This is a genomic window from Exiguobacterium sp. s152, from assembly GCF_018618335.1.
GTDB lineage: Bacteria > Bacillota > Bacilli > Exiguobacteriales > Exiguobacteriaceae > Exiguobacterium > Exiguobacterium chiriqhucha.
Window position 1 is genome coordinate 74,737 of the sequence record NZ_JACSLX010000007.1, and the last position, 20,954, is coordinate 95,690.

The 20,954-nt window shown below is 53.0% G+C and carries 24 protein-coding genes; 18 read left to right on the forward strand and 6 right to left on the reverse strand.

The genetic code is table 11. From position 1 onward, the window contains the following. The first annotated feature begins 68 nt into the window (after positions 1 to 68). Positions 69 to 899 (forward strand): TVP38/TMEM64 family protein, encoded by an 831-nt coding sequence (locus tag KNP72_RS12335; RefSeq protein ID WP_214833625.1) that lies wholly within the window; start codon positions 69 to 71, stop codon positions 897 to 899. Between the two features lie 42 nt (positions 900 to 941). Next, positions 942 to 1,490, forward strand: coding sequence for a GNAT family N-acetyltransferase (locus KNP72_RS12340; protein WP_214833627.1), 549 nt, complete (start codon positions 942 to 944; stop codon positions 1,488 to 1,490). 14 nt (positions 1,491 to 1,504) lie between these two features. Here KNP72_RS12340 and KNP72_RS16040 read toward each other — a convergent pair whose 3' ends face one another. The 3 genes from KNP72_RS16040 to KNP72_RS12355 form a co-directional block, all read right to left on the reverse strand. Beyond that, entirely contained in the window at positions 1,505 to 2,173 is a 669-nt protein-coding gene (locus tag KNP72_RS16040; RefSeq protein ID WP_214833629.1) for a helix-turn-helix transcriptional regulator, read from the reverse strand. A 114-nt stretch (positions 2,174 to 2,287) separates the two neighbouring features. Continuing rightward, positions 2,288 to 2,500: a hypothetical protein gene (locus KNP72_RS12350; RefSeq protein WP_214833632.1), complete on the reverse strand. Its 213-nt coding sequence runs from the start codon at positions 2,498 to 2,500 to the stop codon at positions 2,288 to 2,290. 265 nt (positions 2,501 to 2,765) lie between these two features. Continuing rightward, a complete protein-coding gene (locus KNP72_RS12355; RefSeq protein WP_214751033.1) occupies positions 2,766 to 3,881 on the reverse strand; it encodes an NADH-dependent flavin oxidoreductase in 1,116 nt (371 codons plus the stop codon). Between the two features lie 262 nt (positions 3,882 to 4,143). Here KNP72_RS12355 and KNP72_RS12360 point away from each other — a divergent pair, with 262 nt between their 5' ends. Further along, positions 4,144 to 5,799 carry a glycerol-3-phosphate dehydrogenase/oxidase gene (locus tag KNP72_RS12360; protein WP_214833635.1) on the forward strand — a complete coding sequence of 552 codons (1,656 nt, stop codon included), beginning with the start codon at positions 4,144 to 4,146 and terminating at the stop codon, positions 5,797 to 5,799. Positions 5,800 to 5,836: 37 nt separating this feature from the next. On the opposite strand, the gene KNP72_RS12365 is transcribed toward KNP72_RS12360, so the two are convergent. Further along, the gene (locus tag KNP72_RS12365; protein ID WP_214833637.1) at positions 5,837 to 6,259 is read right to left on the reverse strand and encodes a hypothetical protein; all 423 of its coding nucleotides are present in this window, start codon (positions 6,257 to 6,259) and stop codon (positions 5,837 to 5,839) included. A 112-nt stretch (positions 6,260 to 6,371) separates the two neighbouring features. On the opposite strand from KNP72_RS12365, the gene KNP72_RS12370 reads away from it, so the two are divergent. From KNP72_RS12370 to KNP72_RS12410, 9 genes are all read left to right on the forward strand, one after another. Continuing rightward, on the forward strand, positions 6,372 to 6,722 hold the full coding sequence (locus KNP72_RS12370) for a YxeA family protein (protein ID WP_214833640.1): 351 nt from the start codon (positions 6,372 to 6,374) through the stop codon (positions 6,720 to 6,722). Positions 6,723 to 6,802: 80 nt separating this feature from the next. Beyond that, entirely contained in the window at positions 6,803 to 7,165 is a 363-nt protein-coding gene (locus KNP72_RS12375) for a response regulator (protein ID WP_251128998.1), read from the forward strand. Positions 7,166 to 7,322: 157 nt separating this feature from the next. Continuing rightward, on the forward strand, positions 7,323 to 8,177 hold the full coding sequence (gene fba, locus KNP72_RS12380; RefSeq protein ID WP_214759561.1) for a class II fructose-1,6-bisphosphate aldolase: 855 nt from the start codon (positions 7,323 to 7,325) through the stop codon (positions 8,175 to 8,177). A gap of 98 nt (positions 8,178 to 8,275) precedes the next feature. Then, positions 8,276 to 9,106 (forward strand): hypothetical protein, encoded by an 831-nt coding sequence (locus KNP72_RS12385; protein WP_214833643.1) that lies wholly within the window; start codon positions 8,276 to 8,278, stop codon positions 9,104 to 9,106. A 79-nt stretch (positions 9,107 to 9,185) separates the two neighbouring features. Continuing rightward, positions 9,186 to 9,836: a fructose-6-phosphate aldolase gene (fsa, locus tag KNP72_RS12390; RefSeq protein ID WP_214833645.1), complete on the forward strand. Its 651-nt coding sequence runs from the start codon at positions 9,186 to 9,188 to the stop codon at positions 9,834 to 9,836. Positions 9,837 to 9,862: 26 nt separating this feature from the next. Further along, on the forward strand, positions 9,863 to 11,116 hold the full coding sequence (gene murA, locus KNP72_RS12395) for a UDP-N-acetylglucosamine 1-carboxyvinyltransferase (protein WP_214833649.1): 1,254 nt from the start codon (positions 9,863 to 9,865) through the stop codon (positions 11,114 to 11,116). 16 nt (positions 11,117 to 11,132) lie between these two features. Continuing rightward, positions 11,133 to 12,101 (forward strand): class II fructose-bisphosphatase, encoded by a 969-nt coding sequence (gene glpX, locus KNP72_RS12400; RefSeq protein ID WP_029594665.1) that lies wholly within the window; start codon positions 11,133 to 11,135, stop codon positions 12,099 to 12,101. Between the two features lie 101 nt (positions 12,102 to 12,202). Beyond that, on the forward strand, positions 12,203 to 13,129 hold the full coding sequence (locus KNP72_RS12405; RefSeq protein ID WP_214719319.1) for an ATP-binding cassette domain-containing protein: 927 nt from the start codon (positions 12,203 to 12,205) through the stop codon (positions 13,127 to 13,129). Beyond that, positions 13,119 to 13,889: an ABC transporter permease gene (locus KNP72_RS12410; RefSeq protein ID WP_131471449.1), complete on the forward strand. Its 771-nt coding sequence runs from the start codon at positions 13,119 to 13,121 to the stop codon at positions 13,887 to 13,889. The genes KNP72_RS12405 and KNP72_RS12410 overlap by 11 nt, the downstream gene beginning before the upstream one ends. A gap of 10 nt (positions 13,890 to 13,899) precedes the next feature. Here KNP72_RS12410 and KNP72_RS12415 read toward each other — a convergent pair whose 3' ends face one another. Further along, positions 13,900 to 14,298, reverse strand: coding sequence for a hypothetical protein (locus KNP72_RS12415; protein ID WP_214833699.1), 399 nt, complete (start codon positions 14,296 to 14,298; stop codon positions 13,900 to 13,902). 141 nt (positions 14,299 to 14,439) lie between these two features. Next, positions 14,440 to 15,138 carry a C40 family peptidase gene (locus tag KNP72_RS12420; protein ID WP_214719323.1) on the reverse strand — a complete coding sequence of 233 codons (699 nt, stop codon included), beginning with the start codon at positions 15,136 to 15,138 and terminating at the stop codon, positions 14,440 to 14,442. Between the two features lie 378 nt (positions 15,139 to 15,516). Between KNP72_RS12420 and rho the strand changes: the two genes are divergently transcribed. The 6 genes from rho (at position 15,517) to KNP72_RS12450 (ending at position 20,917) form a co-directional block, all read left to right on the forward strand. Beyond that, positions 15,517 to 16,857, forward strand: a complete 1,341-nt coding sequence (rho, locus tag KNP72_RS12425; protein WP_021066108.1) for a transcription termination factor Rho — start codon at positions 15,517 to 15,519, stop codon at positions 16,855 to 16,857. An 82-nt stretch (positions 16,858 to 16,939) separates the two neighbouring features. Beyond that, entirely contained in the window at positions 16,940 to 17,182 is a 243-nt protein-coding gene (locus KNP72_RS12430) for a type B 50S ribosomal protein L31 (protein ID WP_021066109.1), read from the forward strand. Between the two features lie 137 nt (positions 17,183 to 17,319). Further along, a complete protein-coding gene (locus KNP72_RS12435; protein ID WP_214719325.1) occupies positions 17,320 to 17,931 on the forward strand; it encodes a thymidine kinase in 612 nt (203 codons plus the stop codon). 79 nt (positions 17,932 to 18,010) lie between these two features. Continuing rightward, the gene (gene prfA / locus KNP72_RS12440; RefSeq protein ID WP_214833652.1) at positions 18,011 to 19,081 is read left to right on the forward strand and encodes a peptide chain release factor 1; all 1,071 of its coding nucleotides are present in this window, start codon (positions 18,011 to 18,013) and stop codon (positions 19,079 to 19,081) included. Continuing rightward, the gene (prmC, locus tag KNP72_RS12445) at positions 19,081 to 19,953 is read left to right on the forward strand and encodes a peptide chain release factor N(5)-glutamine methyltransferase (protein ID WP_214719386.1); all 873 of its coding nucleotides are present in this window, start codon (positions 19,081 to 19,083) and stop codon (positions 19,951 to 19,953) included. Before prfA ends, prmC begins: the two co-directional genes overlap by 1 nt. After that, positions 19,919 to 20,917 carry an L-threonylcarbamoyladenylate synthase gene (locus KNP72_RS12450; RefSeq protein WP_021066113.1) on the forward strand — a complete coding sequence of 333 codons (999 nt, stop codon included), beginning with the start codon at positions 19,919 to 19,921 and terminating at the stop codon, positions 20,915 to 20,917. The genes prmC and KNP72_RS12450 overlap by 35 nt, the downstream gene beginning before the upstream one ends. The last annotated feature ends 37 nt before the right edge of the window (positions 20,918 to 20,954 follow it).

Consider the following 20,954-nt stretch of genomic DNA (forward strand, 5'->3'; position numbering starts at 1 on the left):
TTCAGATGGATACATGAAGGCCTGAATCTGGGTACACTAAGAGTAGAACAGGGAGAGGGCGATGCGACATGCGAGAACGAACCATGATTTATGTAGGATACGGGGCTGCGCTCATCACGCTCAGCCTGTTGCCGTTCGTTGTTTTGCCGACGCTCTTGTTGCCATATCAGCTCGGGTGGACCGGAATCGTGTTGCTCGCGCTGTCGATCGGGTTGTTGCGTTCCATCCGTGAAGGGTCTGGCATCTATTTGAAACAGATGCTCAAAGTGACGTTCACGTTGTTTCTCTTGTTCGTCTTCGTCTATTACGTCTCATTCGGACTCTTCTTATACGACTCGTACGGACTCGAACGTCTGCTTGACGAGTATGGGGATCAGGCGATGCTCGTCTTCGCTGCCTTCAGTTTCCTGCAGCCGATTGCGCTCCCGGTCCCGGAAGCGGTCAGCGTGCCGATTGGCAGTGTCGCGCTCGGACCGCTCCGAGCCGCCTTGATTGGAAGCGTCGCGACGACGCTCGGCATCCTCGTCATGTACGGGATTGCCCGGTTCGGACGAGAGCGGGTCATGCGCCTCATCGACGCCGACAAGCTCGCGACGTACGACCGTTACGTCGACAAATATGGACTCGGTGTGTTGCTCATCTTGTTCATCATCCCGATTTTGCCGGATGAGGTCATTTGTCTCGCGGCCGGGTTCAGCCGGGTGCCGTTCCCGCGCTTCGTCTTGATTGCCATCGGCGCGAAGCTCATCACGTCGTTCGGTCTCGCCTATTCGGTGTCGCTCGGTGAACTGTTCGTCACCGGCGCGAGTCCGTTCGCCGTCGTCTCGGTGACGGCGAGTCTGTTGCTCGTCATCTTGGCGCTCGTCTGGCGAAAGCGGAAAAAAGGGAATTCGAACTGACAGCTTGAAAGAGTAGACAGCACAGATAGAGAGGACGAGGGTATGGTTCGTGATGAAGCGTTAGTGATTCGACCGATTGAGTCACGCGACTTGGATCGGTTATGGGAATTGATGTATAAGGATGAGGCGCCAGAATTCAAGAAATGGGACGCGCCGTATTTTGAACATCGGGCGCAGACGTATGAGGTATACTGTCAGAATGCGGGCGAACACGTCGGCCGTGACGACATGTGGGTCATCGAGGTCGATGGGACCGTCTACGGGACGGTTTCCTTCTATTATGAAGACGCCGGACAGAACTGGCTCGAGGTCGGGATCATCCTCCATCAAGCCGACCGCTGGAATCGTGGCATCGGCACGCGGGCGCTCAAGCTATGGGTCGGCCATCTGTTTCAGACGTTGCCAACGGTCCGGGTCGGATTGACGACGTGGTCGGGCAATGAGCGGATGATGAAAGTGGCCGAGAAAATCGGCATGCGACTCGAAGGTCGGATTCGTCAGGTGCGCGTCGTCGACGACGTGCGTTACGATTCGATTCGCATGGGTGTGTTGCGGGAAGAATGGATGACAAAAAGCGCTAAGTCTCGGTAGAGGCTTAGCGCTTTTCACGTGTGGAACAATTGGCGGTATTGGAGCGGGGTCATTTGTTTGTACGTCTTGAACGTGTTGATATAAGCCGTGCACGAGGCGAAGCGATATTTCTCGCCGATGGTACAAATCGGTAAATTCGTTCCGAGTAAATCGGCGATGGACGCATCGATGCGGCGGCGCCGGATTCGTTCAGGTACACTCTCGCCGACTTCCTGTTTAAACAGGGCCGACAAATAATTGTTCGATAACCCGATTTGTCGAGCGATCCACGGGAGCGATAGTTCCGACTCTTTCAAATGGTCTTCAATCAAATGGATGGTCGTCGTGACGTTCGGGTTTGTCGACACGGGAGGGGATAGAAACGCCATCATCTTCGTCAAATGGTCGACGATGACGGGAATGGCATAGATAAAGTCGAGTGTCGTCGTCAGTTCATCGATTAAGATGAGAAGAGCGCTCGCATAAATGAGCGCGGTCTGGACGTTTGGGTTATCGACTGGAATCAGACGGATGACGTGGTAAACGAGGCCGCGGTAGTAGAAACGGACACTCATGTACTCATCGGAGACCGGAAGCTTCAATAGGTCGAGCGTCAGCGTCTCGAGCAGCTGCTCGGCCCGAATCGGATGGGCGCTGCGGAGCGCACTCACAATCTGTTGATCGAGTGTATAAAAGTTATCCACATGCTGAAAATCATCGAACAAATTTTTGTCACGATGCAGATGATTCAGAAATTGGCGTTTGATTTTGTTTTCCACCGGATGAGTCACTTCTTTCGTCGTACAGTTCAGAACTGTTTATTTATCGCGTGGAACGTTCCGTTTGGTCGCTTGTTTCAACTCGGCGATTTCGCGAGCGATTGCTTCTTCACGGGAACGTGTGGATGATTCGAGGTGGTGTTCGAGTTCCTTACTTTTTTGTCGATACGTTTCAGCGACTTCTTTCGTACGCTGTTGATGCTGATGGAGTTGTTTGTTGTACGCATCGAGATCAATTGGCTTTTTCGTCATACATCATATGCCCCTTTCAAAAGACGGTCAAACAGACAGGCGCGGTGCAAGCGAGGCTTGGCCCGCAGTTTCATCGAGGAAACGGTTCCTGTCCTTAGCTTACGAAGGGGGTGAAAGGTTGGAAAGTTAGGTCAACACGAAAGAAGTGGTGAAAAAGATGAAAAATGTGACGAAATTGTGTCCGCAGCATATCCCATTTCTCATACTACTCGATGAATTGCACAAACCACAAAAAACCGCAGACATGAAGTCTGCGGTTGATAACTTATTTGACGGCTTGGTCTTTGATTGGGAACCAGCCAGCACGTGTTGTGATGGCGTTCCAGAGCGGAGCGGGGACGGCGAGTTCGGCTTGTTTGTTCAAGTCGAGTTCGGTCTCGATTTCGTCTTCACGACCGTCTTTCACTTTCTCTAGCCAATCCGGGTCGATGATCAGTTCGCGGCCGAGCGCGGCGAGGTCGATGACGTTCAGTGCGTCTTCGACTTGACCTGGGCGCTGGAGCTGTCCGACTCCGATGAGCGGGACGGCACCGTTGATGCGTTTAGCAATGCGGTCAATCGACCGCTCCGTCACGTTTTCGTTCCGCATTGAACCGATATTGAAGTTCCAGAGCGAGGCGTGAAGGTAGTCGAGGTTTTCTTCGAGCAACATATCGATCAATACGTCCGTATCGTCGAGCGTGATGCCTGGTTCTTCGACTTCTTCAGGCGAGAAGCGGTAGCCGATTAAGAAATCGTCCGCGCCTTCAGCCGCACGTTTGACCGAGCGGATGACTTCACGCGGGAACGTGAGGCGTGCGTTCACGTCGCCACCGAAGCGATCGTCGCGTCGGTTCGAGTGAGGTGAGAAGAATTGTTGAATCAAATATGTGTTCGCCCCATGAATCTCGACGCCGTCAAAACCGGCCTCGATGGCACGACGTGTCGCTTCGCCGAACGCCTCGATGATAGCTTCGACTTCTTCGGTCTCAAGGGCACGTGGCGTGGCGGCACCTTCACGGACCGGTGCAATGGCGCTGGCGCTTACCGGTTGTTCGTTCGGAACGAGTTCCGGAGGAGACATGCGTCCCGCATGGAAGATTTGAAGAATCGCTTTCGCGCCTTCCGCTCTCAAACTTTCAGCGAGCTGACGAAGCCCAGGAATGAACTTGTCGTCATTCACACCGAAGGCGTTCGGGAACCCTTTGCCGTCTTCGGTCACGTAAGCACACGCCGTGATGGCGAGGCCAACGTTCTTCGCCCGCTTTCGGTAATAGGCGAGTTCGTGTTCCGACACTTCACCCGTCGGTTCAGACGAATAATGGGTCATCGGCGCAAGTACGAGCCGATTATGGAGCTCGACGCCGTTTTTGAATTGGAAAGGTTGTAACATGCGTTTCATAAAAAAACTCCTCCTTGTTGGTGATACCTTGAAGTCTAGTCTTCTCTTTTTAAAATTGCGAGCAGGACGCTTTCTGAGGAGCAGGTTGCATACTCCGTGAGCGGGTCGATGGTTGAATGCTAGAAAATGGGGTATAATACAGGAGAAAAGTTGATAACCGGTTGGAGACTACAGAGAGACCACGACATGGGGGGCGAAGCCTTGTTTTGTTGTGGTCTCTTTTTGCATACATCGAACCGGATTCATTATAGGAGGGGACAAGATGGAAATCAGAAATTTCTCAGCAAAAGAACGTGCCAAACGATATGAACAGTTAACGGGTGAACGTCACGACGTGCTCGTCGTCGGCGGAGGAATTACCGGGGCCGGAATCGCGCTCGATGCCGCGTCTCGTGGAATGAAGACGGCCGTGCTCGAAATGCAAGACTTCGCAGCCGGAACGTCGAGTCGCTCAACAAAACTCGTCCACGGCGGTTTGCGTTATTTGAAGCAGTTCGAAGTCGCGCTCGTCGCCGAAGTCGGGAAAGAACGTGCCATCGTGTACGAGAACGGACCACACGTGACGACACCTGAGCAGATGCTCTTGCCGATGCATAAGGGCGGCACATTTGGACCGTTCTCCACATCGCTCGGATTAATGGTGTATGACTTCTTAGCCGGTGTGAAACGGGCCGAACGCCGCGTCATGTTGAAGCCGGAACAAGTCATCAAAAAGGCACCGCTCGTCAAAAAAGACGGTCTTGTCGGTGGCGGCTATTACGTCGAATACCGGACCGATGACGCCCGCTTGACGATTGAAGTCGCGAAGGAAGCGGCGAACCATGGAGCAATCCTCATGAACTATTCGAAAGTGACCGGTCTCATCTATGAGAACGGGAAAGTCGTCGGTGTGAACGTCGAGGACCAACTCGATGGCAAGACGTATGAGATTTATGCGAAGCGAGTCATCAACGCGACGGGACCTTGGGTCGATGTGCTCCGTGAACAAGACGGCTCGAACAAAGGGAAGATGCTCCGCTTGACGAAAGGGATTCACCTCGTCATTGACCAGTCAAAATTCCCGCTCAAGCAAGCCATCTACTTCGACACACCGGACAAACGCATGGTGTTCGCGATTCCGCGTGATGGCAAAGCGTACGTCGGGACGACGGACACGTTCTTCGATAAAGACAAGGCGCATCCCCGCATGACGACCGAGGATCGGGACTATATTTTAGAAGCGATTCATTATATGTTCCCAGACGTCAACGTGACAGCAGATGATGTCGAGTCGAGCTGGGCCGGTATTCGTCCGCTCATCTATGAAGAAGGCAAGGATCCGTCTGAAATCTCACGGAAAGATGAAGTGTGGCAGTCAGAGAGTGGCTTAATCACAATCGCTGGTGGGAAGTTGACCGGTTACCGGAAGATGTCGGAGACAGTCGTCGACCTAGTCGCGAAATTGATTAAGCAAGAAGAAGGCGTCGTCTTCCTTGCGTCACGGACGAAGCATATGCCGATGTCGGGCGGTCATGTCGGCGGCTCGAAGGGATTCGCAGACTTCTTGGAGAAGAAGAAAGCTGAACTGAAAAACCTTGGTCTCGAAGATGACAAGGCGGAGCAACTTGTCCGTCTATACGGATCGAACATCGACCGTGTCATTGAGCGTATGGATACGAACGCATACGACCTTCCAGAAATCGTCTACGCACAACTCATTTACGGCATCGAAGAAGAGTCGGTCGTTCGGGCCATCGACTTCCTCGTCCGTCGCACCGGAGCGATGTTCTTCGACATCGACTTCGTCCGCAACCATAAAGACGGCGTGCTCCGTTGCATGGCCGATGTCTTCAAATGGTCGGATGCCCGACTCGCTGAAGAGCGGGCCGAGGTCGAGAAAGAAATTGATCTCGCGGTCGTACCTGTCACGGTCGACTAACGAAATAAAAGGAACCTCGCCGCGGCGAGGTTCCTTTTCATATGCCTAATTCTTCATAATACGCCATGATGCGTTCGTCGAGCGCCTCGACGATGTCCGGTTCGCCGAACAAATACAGATAAAGATACGTGCCGTCCTCACGATCCACTTCTGTTTCGAGTGTCAGTGTGGTTGGTTGTCCTTCGAAGATGACATCGATTGTGCCGAGGGCGTGCACGTTCGCTTCGTCGAGTTCCGGATCAGAAACCAACTTTTTAATGCGGGCGATGTCACTGTCTGCGATGGGCTCATCGAACGTCTCGGATAAGACGCCGAACGTCTTCGGCAATTCCTCGAGACCGGTCTCGATGGCCGCGGCGAGCGGTATCTCTTCTTGGTCTTCGCTGAAGACGTTCACCACGAGTCCGACCATGCTTCCAATCGTCAAGATGAACAATATGTATAACAAATATGGTTTCATGCTTTCGCTCCTGTTCGTTTCATGTTTTCAGTATATCAGCGCACCGGGTGTTTAGAAATAGGGAGACAATGGTATTGAAAAAGATGGAAAAGAGAAAGGCGGGGGAGTTACGATGAAACGAGCATGGGCAATCGGTGGCGTCGTCCTCATCTTATTTCTCGGTTGGCAGTTCGTCGATACGAATCGGCTGTTTGCCGACGTCTACTATACGAAAGTACCGAGCACAAACGTCACCGACCAAGGAAAGAGACATACGTATGAAACGATTGGCTATGATGAAGATGGCAAGAAACGACCAATCACGTTCGAGGCGCCGATTCGGCTGGCCGAAGGCGATTTTTTGAAACTGTATGTGAAAGACGAGCGGACGGTGACGGCCTACGAGCCGGTACCTGAGTCGGAAGTACCGGCCCAGTTAAAGGACGAACAGACCGAAGAACCGGTATCGATACCGTTGCCTTGATTTCAAAATAGGTCCGTCGCCAAACGAAATCGGATTTGGTATGGTTAGATTAGTGCAAACTATGGAGAGAAGGTAGATGGATGTCACGGATGTTGATCGCAGACGACCAAGACGGGATTCGGTTGATGTTAGCGCAAGTGTTCCAAAGCCTCGGCATCGAGGTCGACACGGCGAACGACGGACAGAACGCTTGGGAAAAGCTCGAACAGAACAGATACGATTTAGTATTGCTTGATATGAACATGCCGCGCATGTTCGGCCATGAAGTACTACGCAACATGCGCCAACGGAACATCGACACCCCGGTCATGATTATGACCGCGTTCGGGGAAAAATCGACGCTCGAAGAAGTGCAACGACTTGGCATTACCGCGCAATTTGAAAAGCCATTCGATATTTATCGGATGATTGAAAAAGTGAAGGAAGTCCTCAAAATCACGTAATTCGTCACGAAGATGACATATGTAAACGCTTGCGCAGAGCCATTTCTATGCCCGAATAGCATAGGCACAAGTTTCGACGTGTGTTATAATGGGAACGAATTGCACGGGGGCATTTTTCCCAAAGTGCACAATAGCGAACAGACAGGAGGATGTCATTATGCCATTAGTATCAATGACAGAAATGCTTAACAAAGCATTCGAAGGCAAGTATGCAGTAGGCCAATTCAACATCAACAACCTCGAGTGGACGCAAGCGATTCTTCGCGCTGCGGAAGACGAGAAATCACCAGTTATCCTCGGTGTATCAGAAGGTGCAGCGAAGTACATGGGTGGCTTCACAACAGTTGTTAAAATGACTGAAGGTCTCATGCACGACTACAACATCACTGTTCCAGTTGCAATCCACCTCGACCACGGTTCATCTTTCGACAAGTGTAAAGCAGCAATTGACGCTGGTTTCACGTCTGTTATGATCGACGGTTCACACCATCCGATCGAAGAGAACATCGAAATGACGAAACAAGTCGTTGAATACGCACACGCTAAAGGTGCTTCAGTTGAAGCGGAAGTCGGCACAGTCGGCGGCGAAGAAGATGGCGTTGTTGGCGGCGTACAATACGCTGACCTCGACGAGTGCGTACGCCTCGTGAAAGAAGCGAAAGTTGACGCTCTTGCGGCAGCACTCGGTTCTGTACACGGAGAATACCAAGGCGAGCCTAAACTTGGCTTCAAAGAGATGGAAGAAATCGCAGAAGCGACTAAAACTCCACTCGTTCTTCACGGCGGTTCAGGTATTCCTGAGCACCAAATCAAAAAAGCAATCGAGCTCGGTCACAGCAAAATCAACGTTAACACAGAGTGCCAACAAGAATGGACTCGTGCCGTACGTGAGAAGCTCAACACGGACTCGAAAGTATATGACCCACGTAAAGTCATCGGCCCTGGTGTCGAAGCGATCTACAACGTCGTTACTGGCAAAATGCGTGAGTTCGGTTCAAGCAACCAAGCATAATCCTGTCACATCAGTCGGCTCTCTTTGCGAGAGCCGGCTTTTTTTATTGAAACGTAAGCGGTTAGGGTACCGTATATAGATGAAAAGGGGGAGTTTGCATGAAGTATCAAGAACGTTCGACAGAATCATTTTGGCGCATTTTCTATATCGTCGGTCCCGTCATTATAATTGGTGTGACGTTGGCCTTTGCTGCGCTGCCGGTCATTCTCATCCTCATGAATCCGAAACCGTGGTTGATTCCGCTGTTGTCACTCACCGTCCTCGGCGGTTACGGCGTGTATCGGTTCTTGCAACTGTTTCGCCAGCTGTTCTGGAAAGAGCGGCACCAGTCGTACTATGAAGTGACCGCGACACATATTGAGGGGACGACGTATCGGCACGAGCCAGGTGAGTCAGTCGAGCAATCGTTCCCGCTCGACGCCATCAAGCAAGTCGTCTTCTTCCCGGCCATCGTCCGAAAGACAGAAGCGGCCATGCCGCATCCCTATAGACGACGGACAATCGAGTTGTGCCCGATGCTCGCCATCATGACCGAGGAGGATTCAATGGAAATCTTGTTCGACCAACGCGATCTCGCCGCGTTCGAACAGTGGATTCAGTATTTTATCGGAGATAGCGTGCCAATCTTCTATACACCGAAACGGCTCTACTGGATCGGGGCGAACATCGCGACACGGCGGGAGCGGTTCGCCATGCTCCGTCGACCTGAAGAAATCATCCCGTTCACGTATACAGGCAACCTCGTGACCGACGAAGAGACCGCGGTCGGACTTTGGACTGAGACGCATGGATCGGAGCGCTTGAAGGAAGGGCCGTATCAAGCGTATGAGACAAAACAAAAAAACGTGAAGCGATGGACGGCAGTGGGGACGCTTGTCGGCGTTGGTTTGCTCGTCGGATCGATGTTCGCCATCGCCGCCTTGACGTAAAGAGTGTAGCAATTCCATGACAATTTCCTCATAATAAGAAGTGTAAGCGATCACAACACCATTCGAGGAGGAATTGTACATGCGTTTTTTCATTGACACGGCAAACGTGGAAGACATCAAGAAAGCTCATCAGATGGGCGTCATCGGGGGCGTGACGACGAATCCATCGCTCGTCGCCAAAGAAGGCGTCGATTTCCATACACGGCTACGCGAAATCTGTGAGATCGTCGGGGATCTCTCAGTCAGCGCGGAAGTTATTGCGCTCGACGCAGCGGGTATGGTGGAAGAAGGAAAGGAACTTGCGGCCATCGCGCCGAATATTACTGTCAAGGTACCGATGACGCCAGCAGGGATGGAAGCGGTCAATACGTTTTCAAAGCTCGGCATCAAGACGAACGTGACGCTCATCTTTAACGCCAACCAAGCGCTACTCGCGGCTCGGGCCGGCGCGTCATACGTCTCACCATTCATCGGTCGTTTGGATGATATCGGTCAAGATGGTCTCGACCTCGTCGAGACGATTGCCAATATCTTTGCCATCCATGGCATCGATACAGAAATCATCGCAGCTTCCGTTCGCCATCCGGTCCACGCGACGAAGGCGGCTCTCCTTGGAGCCGACATCGCCACGGTACCATACAAAGTCATCGAACAGATGATGAAACATCCGCTCACTGACAAAGGGATCGAGCAATTCTTAGCGGATTGGAACAACGCTCAATCCAAATAAGTTTGTCGCAGAAAGGTTTGATCTTCGTGGAAATTCTCCATATCGTAGGACAGCAAAAACTTGAAGGAACAGTTGACATTAGCGGTGCCAAACAGAGCGCCTTGCCTTGTCTCGTCGCAGCACTTTTGACGGAAGAACCGGTGACGATTGAGAACGTCCCCGTCATTGAGGACGTCGAAGTGATGCTCAGTCTATTACAAGAACTCGGCGTCGCGATTGAACGGGACGGGGAGCGGATGACGCTTCATGCGAAAGATGCCGTCGCCATGCCGCTGCTCGGCTCAGAGACGCGTAAAGTCCGAGCCGCTGTCTATTTGCTCGGGGTGTTTGCGGCTCGTTTTGGGAAAGGAGCCGTCGGGCTTCCCGGTGGATATGCGATTGGTCCACGACCGATCGATTTACATTTGAAAGCACTCGAACGTCTCGGCATTAAAGTCGAGAACGAGTCGGGACTTTATCATGTGAACGCCGAAAAGCTGGAAGGAAATCGAATTTATCTCGATCTCCGTTCGTTCGGGGCGACAGTGAGCGCCATGCTCGCGGCCGTGCTCGCTGATGGGACGACCGTCATCGAGAACGCGGCCATCGACCCGGAAATCGTCGACGTCGCGACGATGCTCACTTCGATGGGGGCCCACGTCATCGGGGCGGGCACCGACGAGATTCGCATCAAAGGGGTCGACAAGCTCCACGGCTGTACACACACGCTCATTCCCGATCGGTTAGAGGCTGGGACGTTCATGATTTATGGCGCGGTCGCAGGCGAAGTGACGGTACGCAACGTCATTCCGACGCACTTAGAAGGTGTCATTCAAAAACTACTGGATTACGGGGCTGATGTCGAAGTCGGGGAAGAGACGATCACGGTGCGGGCGAACGCCTTTAAACCGATTGATATCCGTGTCTTCCACTATTCGGGGTATCCGACCGACCTGCAGCCGATCATGTCGGCCGCACTGTTGAAAGCGGATGGGACGAGTATCGTCACCGACAAGCTGTACCCCCAACGGTTCCGCCATATCGCGGAAATGCGGCGCATGAACGCACAGATCACGCTCGAGGATGCTTCGGCCGTCATTCGCGGCGGGACAACGCTCGCCAATGCGGAAATGGAATGTGCAGACGCACGGAGTGGGGCAGCCCTCACCTTAGCTGGGCTTCAAGCGAACGGCGAATCCACGGTGATCCATGCGGAAAAATTGAACGATTCATATGTCGATTTCGTCGGCAAACTAAAACAACTCGGCGCGCTCGTCTGGGTCGATGAGGTGTCCGAGTAAAAAGGGGAGAATTCGGGTGGAACGTAGTTTATCAATGGAATTGGTCCGAGTCACAGAAGCGGCAGCGCTATCTTCGGCTCGTTGGATGGGTAAAGGCTTGAAAGAAGAGGCGGACGATGCGGCGACGACCGCGATGCGTGAAGTGTTTGATACGATTCCGATGAAAGGGGTCGTTGTCATCGGGGAAGGCGAGATGGATGAGGCACCGATGCTCTATATCGGTGAAAAAGTCGGGAACGGCTATGGCTCACGCCTCGACGTCGCTGTCGATCCACTCGAAGGGACGAGCATCGTCGCGACGGGAACGTGGGGAGCGCTTGCCGTTCTCGCTGTCGCTGACGCCGGTGACCTTCTTCACGCGCCGGACATGTATATGGACAAGATTGCCGTCGGTCCGGAAGCGGCCGGATTGATTAGTCTCGACAACTCGATTGAAGAGAATATCGCCATCGTCGCCAAGGCGAAGAACAAGAACGTCGAAGACGTCGTCGTCACGATTTTACATCGTGATCGTCACGAAGAGATGATTCAACGTGTCCGAGCGACAGGTGCCCGCATCAAGTTGATTCCCGACGGAGACGTGGCCGCAGCCATCAATACGGCGTTCCCGAAAACGGGCGTCGATTTATTGCTCGGCTCTGGCGGTGCGCCGGAAGGCGTCATCGCGGCCGTCGCGATGAAGTGTCTCGGCGGTGACTTCCAAGGTCGCCTGCTTCCTGAAGACGAAGCCCAAGAGAAACGTTGCCAAGACATGGGCATCGCCGATACGGGCCGGATTTTGCTGTTAGACGACCTCGTCAAAGGTGAAGATTGCATCTTCGCAGCGACGGGTGTGACGGACGGGGAACTCCTCCGCGGCGTCCAGTTCACCGGACAAGGTGGTCAGACGCACTCGGTCGTCATGCGAGCTAAGTCAGGAACGGTCCGCTTCGTCGAAGGCATCCACTCATTGAAGAAAAAACCGAAAATGGTCATGAAACCTTAATTCTCTCGAGCTGTGGACATTACGTCCACAGCTTTTTTGATGTGTTCCTACATATTTATTATGCGTTAGAACGGGAATAGAGAGTCAGGAGGTGTATACAAATGATCGAAGTGGAATCGCTCGTCAAAACGTTCGGGGACGTGGCGGCCGTCGATGGGATTTCGTTCTCGGTCCAGAAAGGAGAGATTTTCGCTTTCCTTGGACCAAACGGGGCTGGCAAGTCGACGACCGTGCAAATGTTGACGACGCTTGTCCGGCCGACCGAGGGAAAAGCGCGGGTGAACGGATTTGATGTCGTCAAACAAGAGAAAGACGTCCGCCTGTCGATTGGCGTCGCCCTGCAAGAGACCGGCATCGACAAAGTGTTGACCGGCCGGGAACTGCTCGTCTTGCAAGGCCGGTTGTTCAAGATGACGAAACAAGAGGCGGAGAAGCGCGCCGAGGAACTGCTCCGTGTCGTCTCGCTCACAGAAGCGGCCGACCGGAGAAGCGGCACATATTCGGGCGGGATGCGGCGTCGGCTCGATTTGGCACTCACGCTCGTCCATCGACCGACCGTCTTGTTTTTAGATGAACCGACGACCGGGCTCGACCCGGCGAGCCGCATCGAGATTTGGAACGAGGTAAGACGGCTCAACGAGGAGTTCGGTACGACGATTTTTTTGACGACCCAGTACTTAGAAGAGGCGGACGAACTGGCCGACCGGATTGCCATCATTAATCATGGAAAAATCGTCAGCGAAGGGACAGCGGAAGCGTTGAAACGACTCGTCGGCGGCGAGACGATTGCGATGACGTTCCGCAGCGATCAAGAAGCATCTGCAGCCGCTGCGTTGTTCGGTCATACGGCGACCGGGCAACACGTGGCGTTCGAGCTCGTCAATCATACGCTGATGGAAGTCGTGCGCCAGCTCGATGAACGGTCGCTTCAACCGGAACGTCTGACCGTGAAGCAACCGTCGCTCGATGACGTCTTTTTGAAAGTGACCGGTGAGTCATATGAAGGAAGTGTGCCCGATGTGGACTGAGACATGGCTCTTCACGAAACGAAGCCTCATTACGACGATTCGGAATCCATTTTCGTTCATCCCGAACTTGATTATTTCCGTCTTCTTCTTACTCGTTTACACGAGCGGATTGTCGAGCGTCGCGTCGCTTCCTCAGTTTGATGGGAGCGCCTATTTGAACTTCATCTTGCCAGTCTCCATCGTGTCCGGGGCGGTCGGTGGCGCCGGGGGGACGGGACAAGCGCTCGTCCGTGATATCGAGAGCGGCTACTTCGCCCGCTTGCTTCTGACTCCGGCGACGCGGACGGCGATCGTGCTCGGCCCGATGATTGCGGGGATGTTGCAACTGCTCGTCCAGACGCTCCTCATTTTCGGGGTGGCGTTCTTGCTCGGTTTGTCGATTCCGGTCGGTCTGCCTGGCTTCTTGTTCACGGTGCTGCTTGCCATCGGATTCGGCCTTGGTTTTGCCGGCTACTCGGTCGGTGTCGCGTTAAAGACACGGAACGCTCAGGCCGCACAAGCCGGGACACTTTTGTTCTTCCCGCTCATCTTCTTGTCGACGACGTTCGTCCCGAAAGAGTTGATTGAGGCAGAATGGCTCAAAGTAGCGGCGACGTTTAATCCGACGACGTATATCTTTGAAGGGATGCGTGCCGTCTTGACACAACCGACGATCGACTGGAGCGCGTTATCGGCCGGACTCGCCGTCGCCGGGGCGATGAGCGTCATCATGGTCGTGTTCGCGGCGACGAACGCACGCGGTGCCTTGAAACAAAAATGACGAGCGGGGTTCAGTCCCGCTCGTCCTGGTCGATCATGAACGTCACAATCAAAAAGAGAATAAAACTGATTAACGAGACTGTGCCCCCGACGATGAAATACACAAGGGTGACGGTCTCATTCCATTGGAACGGGTTCATCGTGTAGAACCACATCCCGCTCGTCAATCCGATTGATCCGATGACGGCCGTCCATCCGTGAATCGTGACGAGCAGTTGGTTCCGGACCGCATATAAGCGATAGAAGACTCCCCAGGCGAAAACCGATAGCCAACCGGCGAGCAGAATATGGGCGTGAATCGGACGAAAGGCATAACTGCCGGCACCCGACATATGCGACCCGAGCGCCGTCCCGATGACACCGAACAGCGCGGCGAGGCGAATCAAGCGAAGACTCCAAATCTTTTCCATGGCATAGAACAACTCCTTCAACGTGATGGCTTTATCGTAACGAAGCCAGATGAACGGAAGATGAACGGAAGATGAACGGAAGATGAACGAACGCAAAAAAACGACCCAGTTCCTATGAACCGGGTCGTTTGGTCGTTTAAATTAGAGGTATGATCCTGCACCGACATAACGTGGTGCCCAGTAACCTGATGTGAAGCTCGCGTATTTCACGCCGCCTGTTTCAGAGTTGATCATTTGTGTTTTGCTGAGTGCCATTCCAACGTGTTGGATCGTGCGTCCATTGTGTGAGAAAAAGACGAGGTCGCCGGCTTGAATCGCTGACTTCGATACTTTTTTCGAATTTGCGTATTGCGAACGAGAATCACGCGGAATCGATTTGTTGATGGCTTTCTTGTAAACGTGACCTGTGTAACCTGAGCAGTCAAAACCAGAAGTTGTCGTTCCGCCGTAACGGTACGGTGTTCCAAGATACTTCTTCGACTCAGCGACGAGCTTTGTACGAGCGTTTGAAGCCGAAGGTGCTGATGCTTTTTTAGTAGCCGTTGCTGTATTTGCTTTCAAATACGTGTAAGCCGAAGAAGCAGAGATATAACGGTGAGTCCCTTTATAGTTGATTTTGTAGAACGAACCAACTTTACCGAGGTATGTATAGCGTTGGCCTTTATTCATAGATGCCGATACTTTCGATTTAAGCGATGGTGCTGTACGGATGTTCAAGCCATTCACTTTTGAATAAACAGATTTTCCAGAAGCGGCTTCTGCTTGTTCACCTGTTGTGAAAGCAAGACCCGAGAAAGCGAGAGTGGCAGCGACGATGATAGATGCGAAACGCTTTAACATAGTATATTTCCCTCCGTTTTTTAAAATAAAACCCTAAGTGGCTGTATATGATCGATGTGTGTTAACAAGATTAGAGCACAAGTTGCGGATATTACCCGGTTTCCTGTGCAAATAAACTATATCATGCGCAAGACCGATGGCATTTTTCAATCACAAGACAAAAACAGTTTTCTTGTAACATATTTGAAACAATATGCGAGAATAGAGACTTATTTGTTACATACATAGTAAAAAGGTTGTTATGTTTTCAACAACAGGGGAATAGACTGACATGAAGCCGTTTTTCAAACAGTGACGGTTTGACTGAAGTGTGATTAGATGAATGAGGAATGAACGTTTACTTTTGAAATATAGAATCATGAAAGACAGGTGACTTGAATGAGTCAAACGACTGAACCGGCTAAAAACTACACGCTTCGGGAACTCGAGACGAAGACGTTGAAAGAGTTATATGAGATTGCGAAAGAAGTGAACGTGCCTCAATATCGAGAGGCACGTAAACGTGAGCTCATGTTCCGGATATTGAAATCACAGGCAGAATCAAAAGATCTTTATTTCCTCGAAGGAATCCTAGAGATTATTCCGCCTAACCCACAGTCGCAAAACGATGGCGGTTTTGGCTTCCTACGCCCCATCAATTACTCGCAATCGTCTGAAGACATTTATATCGCGGCGTCGCAAATCCGCCGCTTCAATCTCCGCAACGGCGACCTCGTGACGGGGAAAGTCCGGAAGCCGAAAGAGAATGAACGGTTCCAAGGGCTTCTCAGCGTCGAGGCGGTCAACGGCGAGACGACGGACTCGACGCGCAACCGAGACTACTTCCCGGCGCTCACTCCGATTTATCCGGAACAACAGATGGTTCTCGAGACGGAGCCGAACCATTTGTCGGTCCGCGTCATGGACATGATTGCTCCCGTCGGCTTCGGGCAGCGAGGATTGATTGTCGCGCCGCCGAAGGCAGGGAAGACGTCCCTCTTAAAAGAGATTGCCAATTCGATCACGACGAACCATCCGAACGTCGAGTTGATTATTCTGTTGATTGATGAGCGGCCGGAAGAAGTGACGGATATCCAACGTTCGGTGCCTGGCGCAGACGTCGCCTACTCGACGTTTGACGAGACACCGGAGAACCATGCTCGCATCTCGGAGCTCGTTCTCGAACGGGCGATGCGCCTCGTCGAACATAAGAAAGACGTGGTCATCTTGCTCGACTCGATCACGCGTCTGACGCGGGCGTACAACTTGTCCGTCCCGCCGAGCGGCCGGACGCTCTCCGGCGGGATTGACCCGGCCGCGTTCCATAAACCGAAGAAGTTCTTCGGGGCGGCCCGTAATATCGAGGACGGTGGCAGTTTGACGATTCTCGGCACGGCACTCGTCGATACGGGTTCGCGCATGGATGACGTCATCTATGAAGAATTCAAAGGAACGGGCAACATGGAGCTGCACCTCGACCGCAAACTGGCGGAACGTCGGATTTTCCCGGCCATCGACATTCGTCGTTCGGGAACGCGCAAGGAAGAATTGCTGCTCGGCAAAGGCGAACTCGACTCGCTTTGGACGATTCGTCGCACGATGAACGAGTCGCCAGACTTCGTCGATCAGTTCTTGCGCCGGGTCCGCGAAACGAAAACGAACCTCGACTTTTTTGCGGCGCTTGAAGCCGATAAGAAAAAGAGTCGACGCCCGGTGAAAAAAACGAAAACGGACTTGTAAATCCTTGAACCGGGTGCTATTATATTCTAGTGAACTTTCTCTAGGTTGAAAGAATACTTAGGGCAGAAGGAGTTGAAAAGCAATGAAACAAGGAATCCACCCAGAATACCGTAAAGTCGTATTCATGGACTCGACGACTGAGTTCAAATTCATCTCTGGTTCGACTCGTTACTCTAACGAGACAATCACGATGGAAGATGGTAACGAATACCCACTCATCCGTGTCGATGTATCTTCTGATTCGCACCCGTTCTACACAGGTCGCCAGAAATTCGCATCTGCGGACGGTCGTATCGAGCGCTTCAACAAGAAGTACCAACGTTAATCGTCAACTTGTATGCACACCGCCTAGGGATTGCCCTTGGCGGTTTTTATTTTTTCTAGATAGAAGTCAACCCTTTTTCTTCAAGAAAAAGATGGGTATAATCGGGAAGCGATTAACCAAGGAGAGGGCGAAGTAGAATGATGCATGTGACGAACCGTTACGGTTGGATAGAAGTGATTTGTGGGAGTATGTTTTCTGGGAAATCGGAGGAACTGATCCGCCGTGTCCGTCGGGCGCACTACGGGAAAATCCCTGTCCAAGTGTTCAAACCGGCAATTGACGACCGGTATCATGAAGAGAACGTCGTCTCCCACAGCGGCAACTCAGTCGTGGCTGTGCCGATTCAATCGAGTCAAGATTTATACGATGCGGTGCGTGAAGAGACGCAAGTCATCGCCATCGACGAGGTTCAGTTTTTCGACGAAGGGATCGTCGACGTCATCGAGCAATTGGCGTCAGAAGACAAACGTGTCATCTGCGCAGGCCTCGATATGGACTTCCGAGGTGAGCCGTTCACGATGATGCCAGAGCTGTTGTCGCGTGCAGAGTTCGTCACGAAGCTGCAGGCCATCTGTCTATCATGCGGGGCGCCAGCTTCTCGGACGCAACGATTGATTGACGGAGAGCCTGCCCGTTTCGAGGACCCGATCATCTTGGTCGGCGCTTCCGAGTCGTACGAACCGCGTTGTCGTCATTGCCATGACGTCCCTAATAAACCACGGCCAGTCCGCCATACAGTGGCCGACTGACGTCAACGGACCGCCCTTGGCGGTTCGTTTTTTGCTATAATGAAGACAGTTCGATTTGACGGAGAAAGGACGGATCATCATGTTTGACCGTTTGAGCGTATTAGAAGAACGCTATATGCAATTAAATGAGATGCTCGCTGACCCTGAAGTGCTCAGCGATGCGAATAAATTACGACAATATTCAAAAGAGCAGTCGCAGCTCGAAGAAACGGTGCAGGCGTACCGTTACTATAAAGAGACGAGCACGGCGTATAAAGAAGCAAAAGCGATGCTCGAGGACCGCACGCTTGATCCTGACATGCGCGAGCTCGCCAAAGAAGAGATGTCACTCCTTGAGCCGGAAGTGAAGGCGCTCGAGGCGAAATTACGTGTTTTGCTGTTACCGAAAGACCCGAACGACGACAAGAACGTCATCGTCGAGATTCGCGGGGCAGCCGGAGGTGACGAGGCGGCACTGTTCGCAGTCGACCTATACAAAATGTACACGCGCTTCGCCGAGCGCCAGAACTGGAAGGCAGAGTTGATTGACGCCAACTACACGGAACTCGGCGGTTTCAAAGAAGTGACGTTCCTCATCAACGGGACGGGTGCTTATTCGAAACTAAAGTTTGAGAACGGGGCGCATCGGGTCCAACGTGTCCCATCGACCGAGTCGGGTGGACGCATCCATACATCGACGGCGACCGTCGCCGTGTTGCCGGAAGCAGAGGACGTCGAAGTGCACATCGATATGAAAGACGTCCGTGTCGACACGTTCACATCATCGGGACCGGGCGGCCAGTCGGTCAACACGACCCAATCGGCCGTGCGCTTGACGCACATCCCATCGGGGCTCGTCGTCTCGTGTCAAGACGAGAAGTCACAACATAAAAACAAAGATAAGGCACTTAAAGTGCTCCGGGCCCGCCTGTATGACAAGATGCAGAGTGAACACCTTCAAGAACTGTCGGCACAACGCAAGTCGGCCGTCGGGACGGGAGACCGCTCGGAGCGGATTCGGACATATAACTTTCCGCAGAGCCGTGTGACCGATCACCGCATCGGGCTGACGCTCCAAAAGCTTGACCGCGTCCTCGCGGGGGAACTTGAAGATATCATCGACGCCCTCGTCATGGACGAACAGGCCCGTCTGATGGAGGATGTCGATTGATGCGAATCGCGGCGAAGCTGAAACAAGCGGAACGGGAGCTCGAGGCCGCTAATCGTGATGCCTCGATGGCGGAGTGGTGGCTCATGCACGTCCTTGACGTCGATCGGACGGGACTGCTCATCCGTTTGTCCGATGAATTGACGACGGACGAGGCGAAGTCGTTTGACGCCGGGTTCGAGCGTCTCTTGGCAGGCGAGCCGGTCCAACACTTGATTGGTCATGCCCCGTTTTATGGACGGATGTTCGAGGTCAATCGTGACGTCTTGATTCCGCGTCCGGAAACGGAAGAATTGATTGAATGGGTCGTCGAGCATGTGCATAATGTCTCCGACGATGACATCGTCGATATTGGAACGGGCAGCGGCGCAATCGCCATCACACTCAGTCTCGAGCTCGGTGTCCGTGTCAAAACGGTCGATATTTCCCGGGAAGCAATCGCTGTCGCCGAGCGTAATGCAGCCGCGCTCGGGGCGGATGTGTCTTTCTATGAAGGAGATTGCCTCGCGCCGATTGCCGACGACTCGATTCGTATTCTCGTCTCGAATCCACCTTATATCGAAGCGGACGAACTGCTCGATGAGACGGTTGCGGGCTATGAGCCACACCTCGCCTTGTTCGGCGGAGCGGACGGGCTCGACTTTTATCGAACGATTATTGCCGACTCGATGCGCGTCCTGTGTGCCGATTGGCAATTGATTGCATTTGAAATCGGGTATAATCAAGGACAAGTTGTGAAATCGTACCTGTCCGAACGTTATCCTGAAGCAGAAACGGGTATTTTAAAAGATATAAACGGCAAAGACCGAATCGTCTACGCCGTAAGGGAAGGGATTGCGCATGGAAACGAAATGGATCAAGCCGACAGAAGTTGAGGAAGGGGTACGTCTCTTGAAGGCTGGCGAGGTGATTGCCATCCCGACGGAGACTGTCTACGGACTCGCCGGAGATGCGACGAACGATGTCGCCATCAAAAAGATTTTTGAGGCGAAAGGAAGACCGTCGGATAACCCGCTCATCGTCCACGTCGCTACGGTCGAACAGGCCGAACATTTCGCGCAAACCATCCCGCCGGTCGCGAGACGCTTGATGGAAGCGTTTTGGCCCGGTGCCTTGACCATCATCTTACCGTCGAACGGTCGGGCATCGTCACTCGTGACGGCTGGTCTGGATTCGATTGGATTGCGGATGCCGGACCATCCGGCCGCACTTGACTTGATCCGCACGTCCGGTCTTGGACTGGCAGCACCAAGTGCGAACCGTTCGGGACGTCCATCACCGACGTCGGCCCGGCACGTTGCAGATGATTTGACCGGTCGGATCGCGGGTATTATGGATGGGGGACCGACAGGCATCGGCGTCGAGTCGACCGTAATCGATTGCACGGCAGAACCGGCGACGATTTTACGTCCGGGCGGCGTGACGAAAGAAGCGATTGAAGCGGTTATTGGCCCGGTCATTCTCGATGCCAACTTGAGCGATGAAACAGCTGCGCCACGATCACCAGGAATGAAGTACACCCATTACGCCCCGAGCGCACCCCTGTATTTAGTCGAAGGGGGACGTGAAGACCTCGTCCGTGTCGTCATGGCGCGGCAGGAAGCGGGCAAGCGAGTTGGCGCACTCGTGTTCGATGAAGCGACGACCCCGGCTGACGTCACCCTCTCTCTCGGCACTTCGATGGAGACGGCGGCCCAGCGTCTATACGAGGCGTTGCGTAAATTTGATGAGACGGATGTAGAAGAGATTTACGTGAATCGGATTGAACCGACGGGAGTCGCTCTTGCCGTTTATAACCGCCTCTACAAGGCGGCTGGCGGTAAAGTCATCCGTCCATAGGAAGAGGCTTAAGGACATAGAGGAGGATCACGCGATG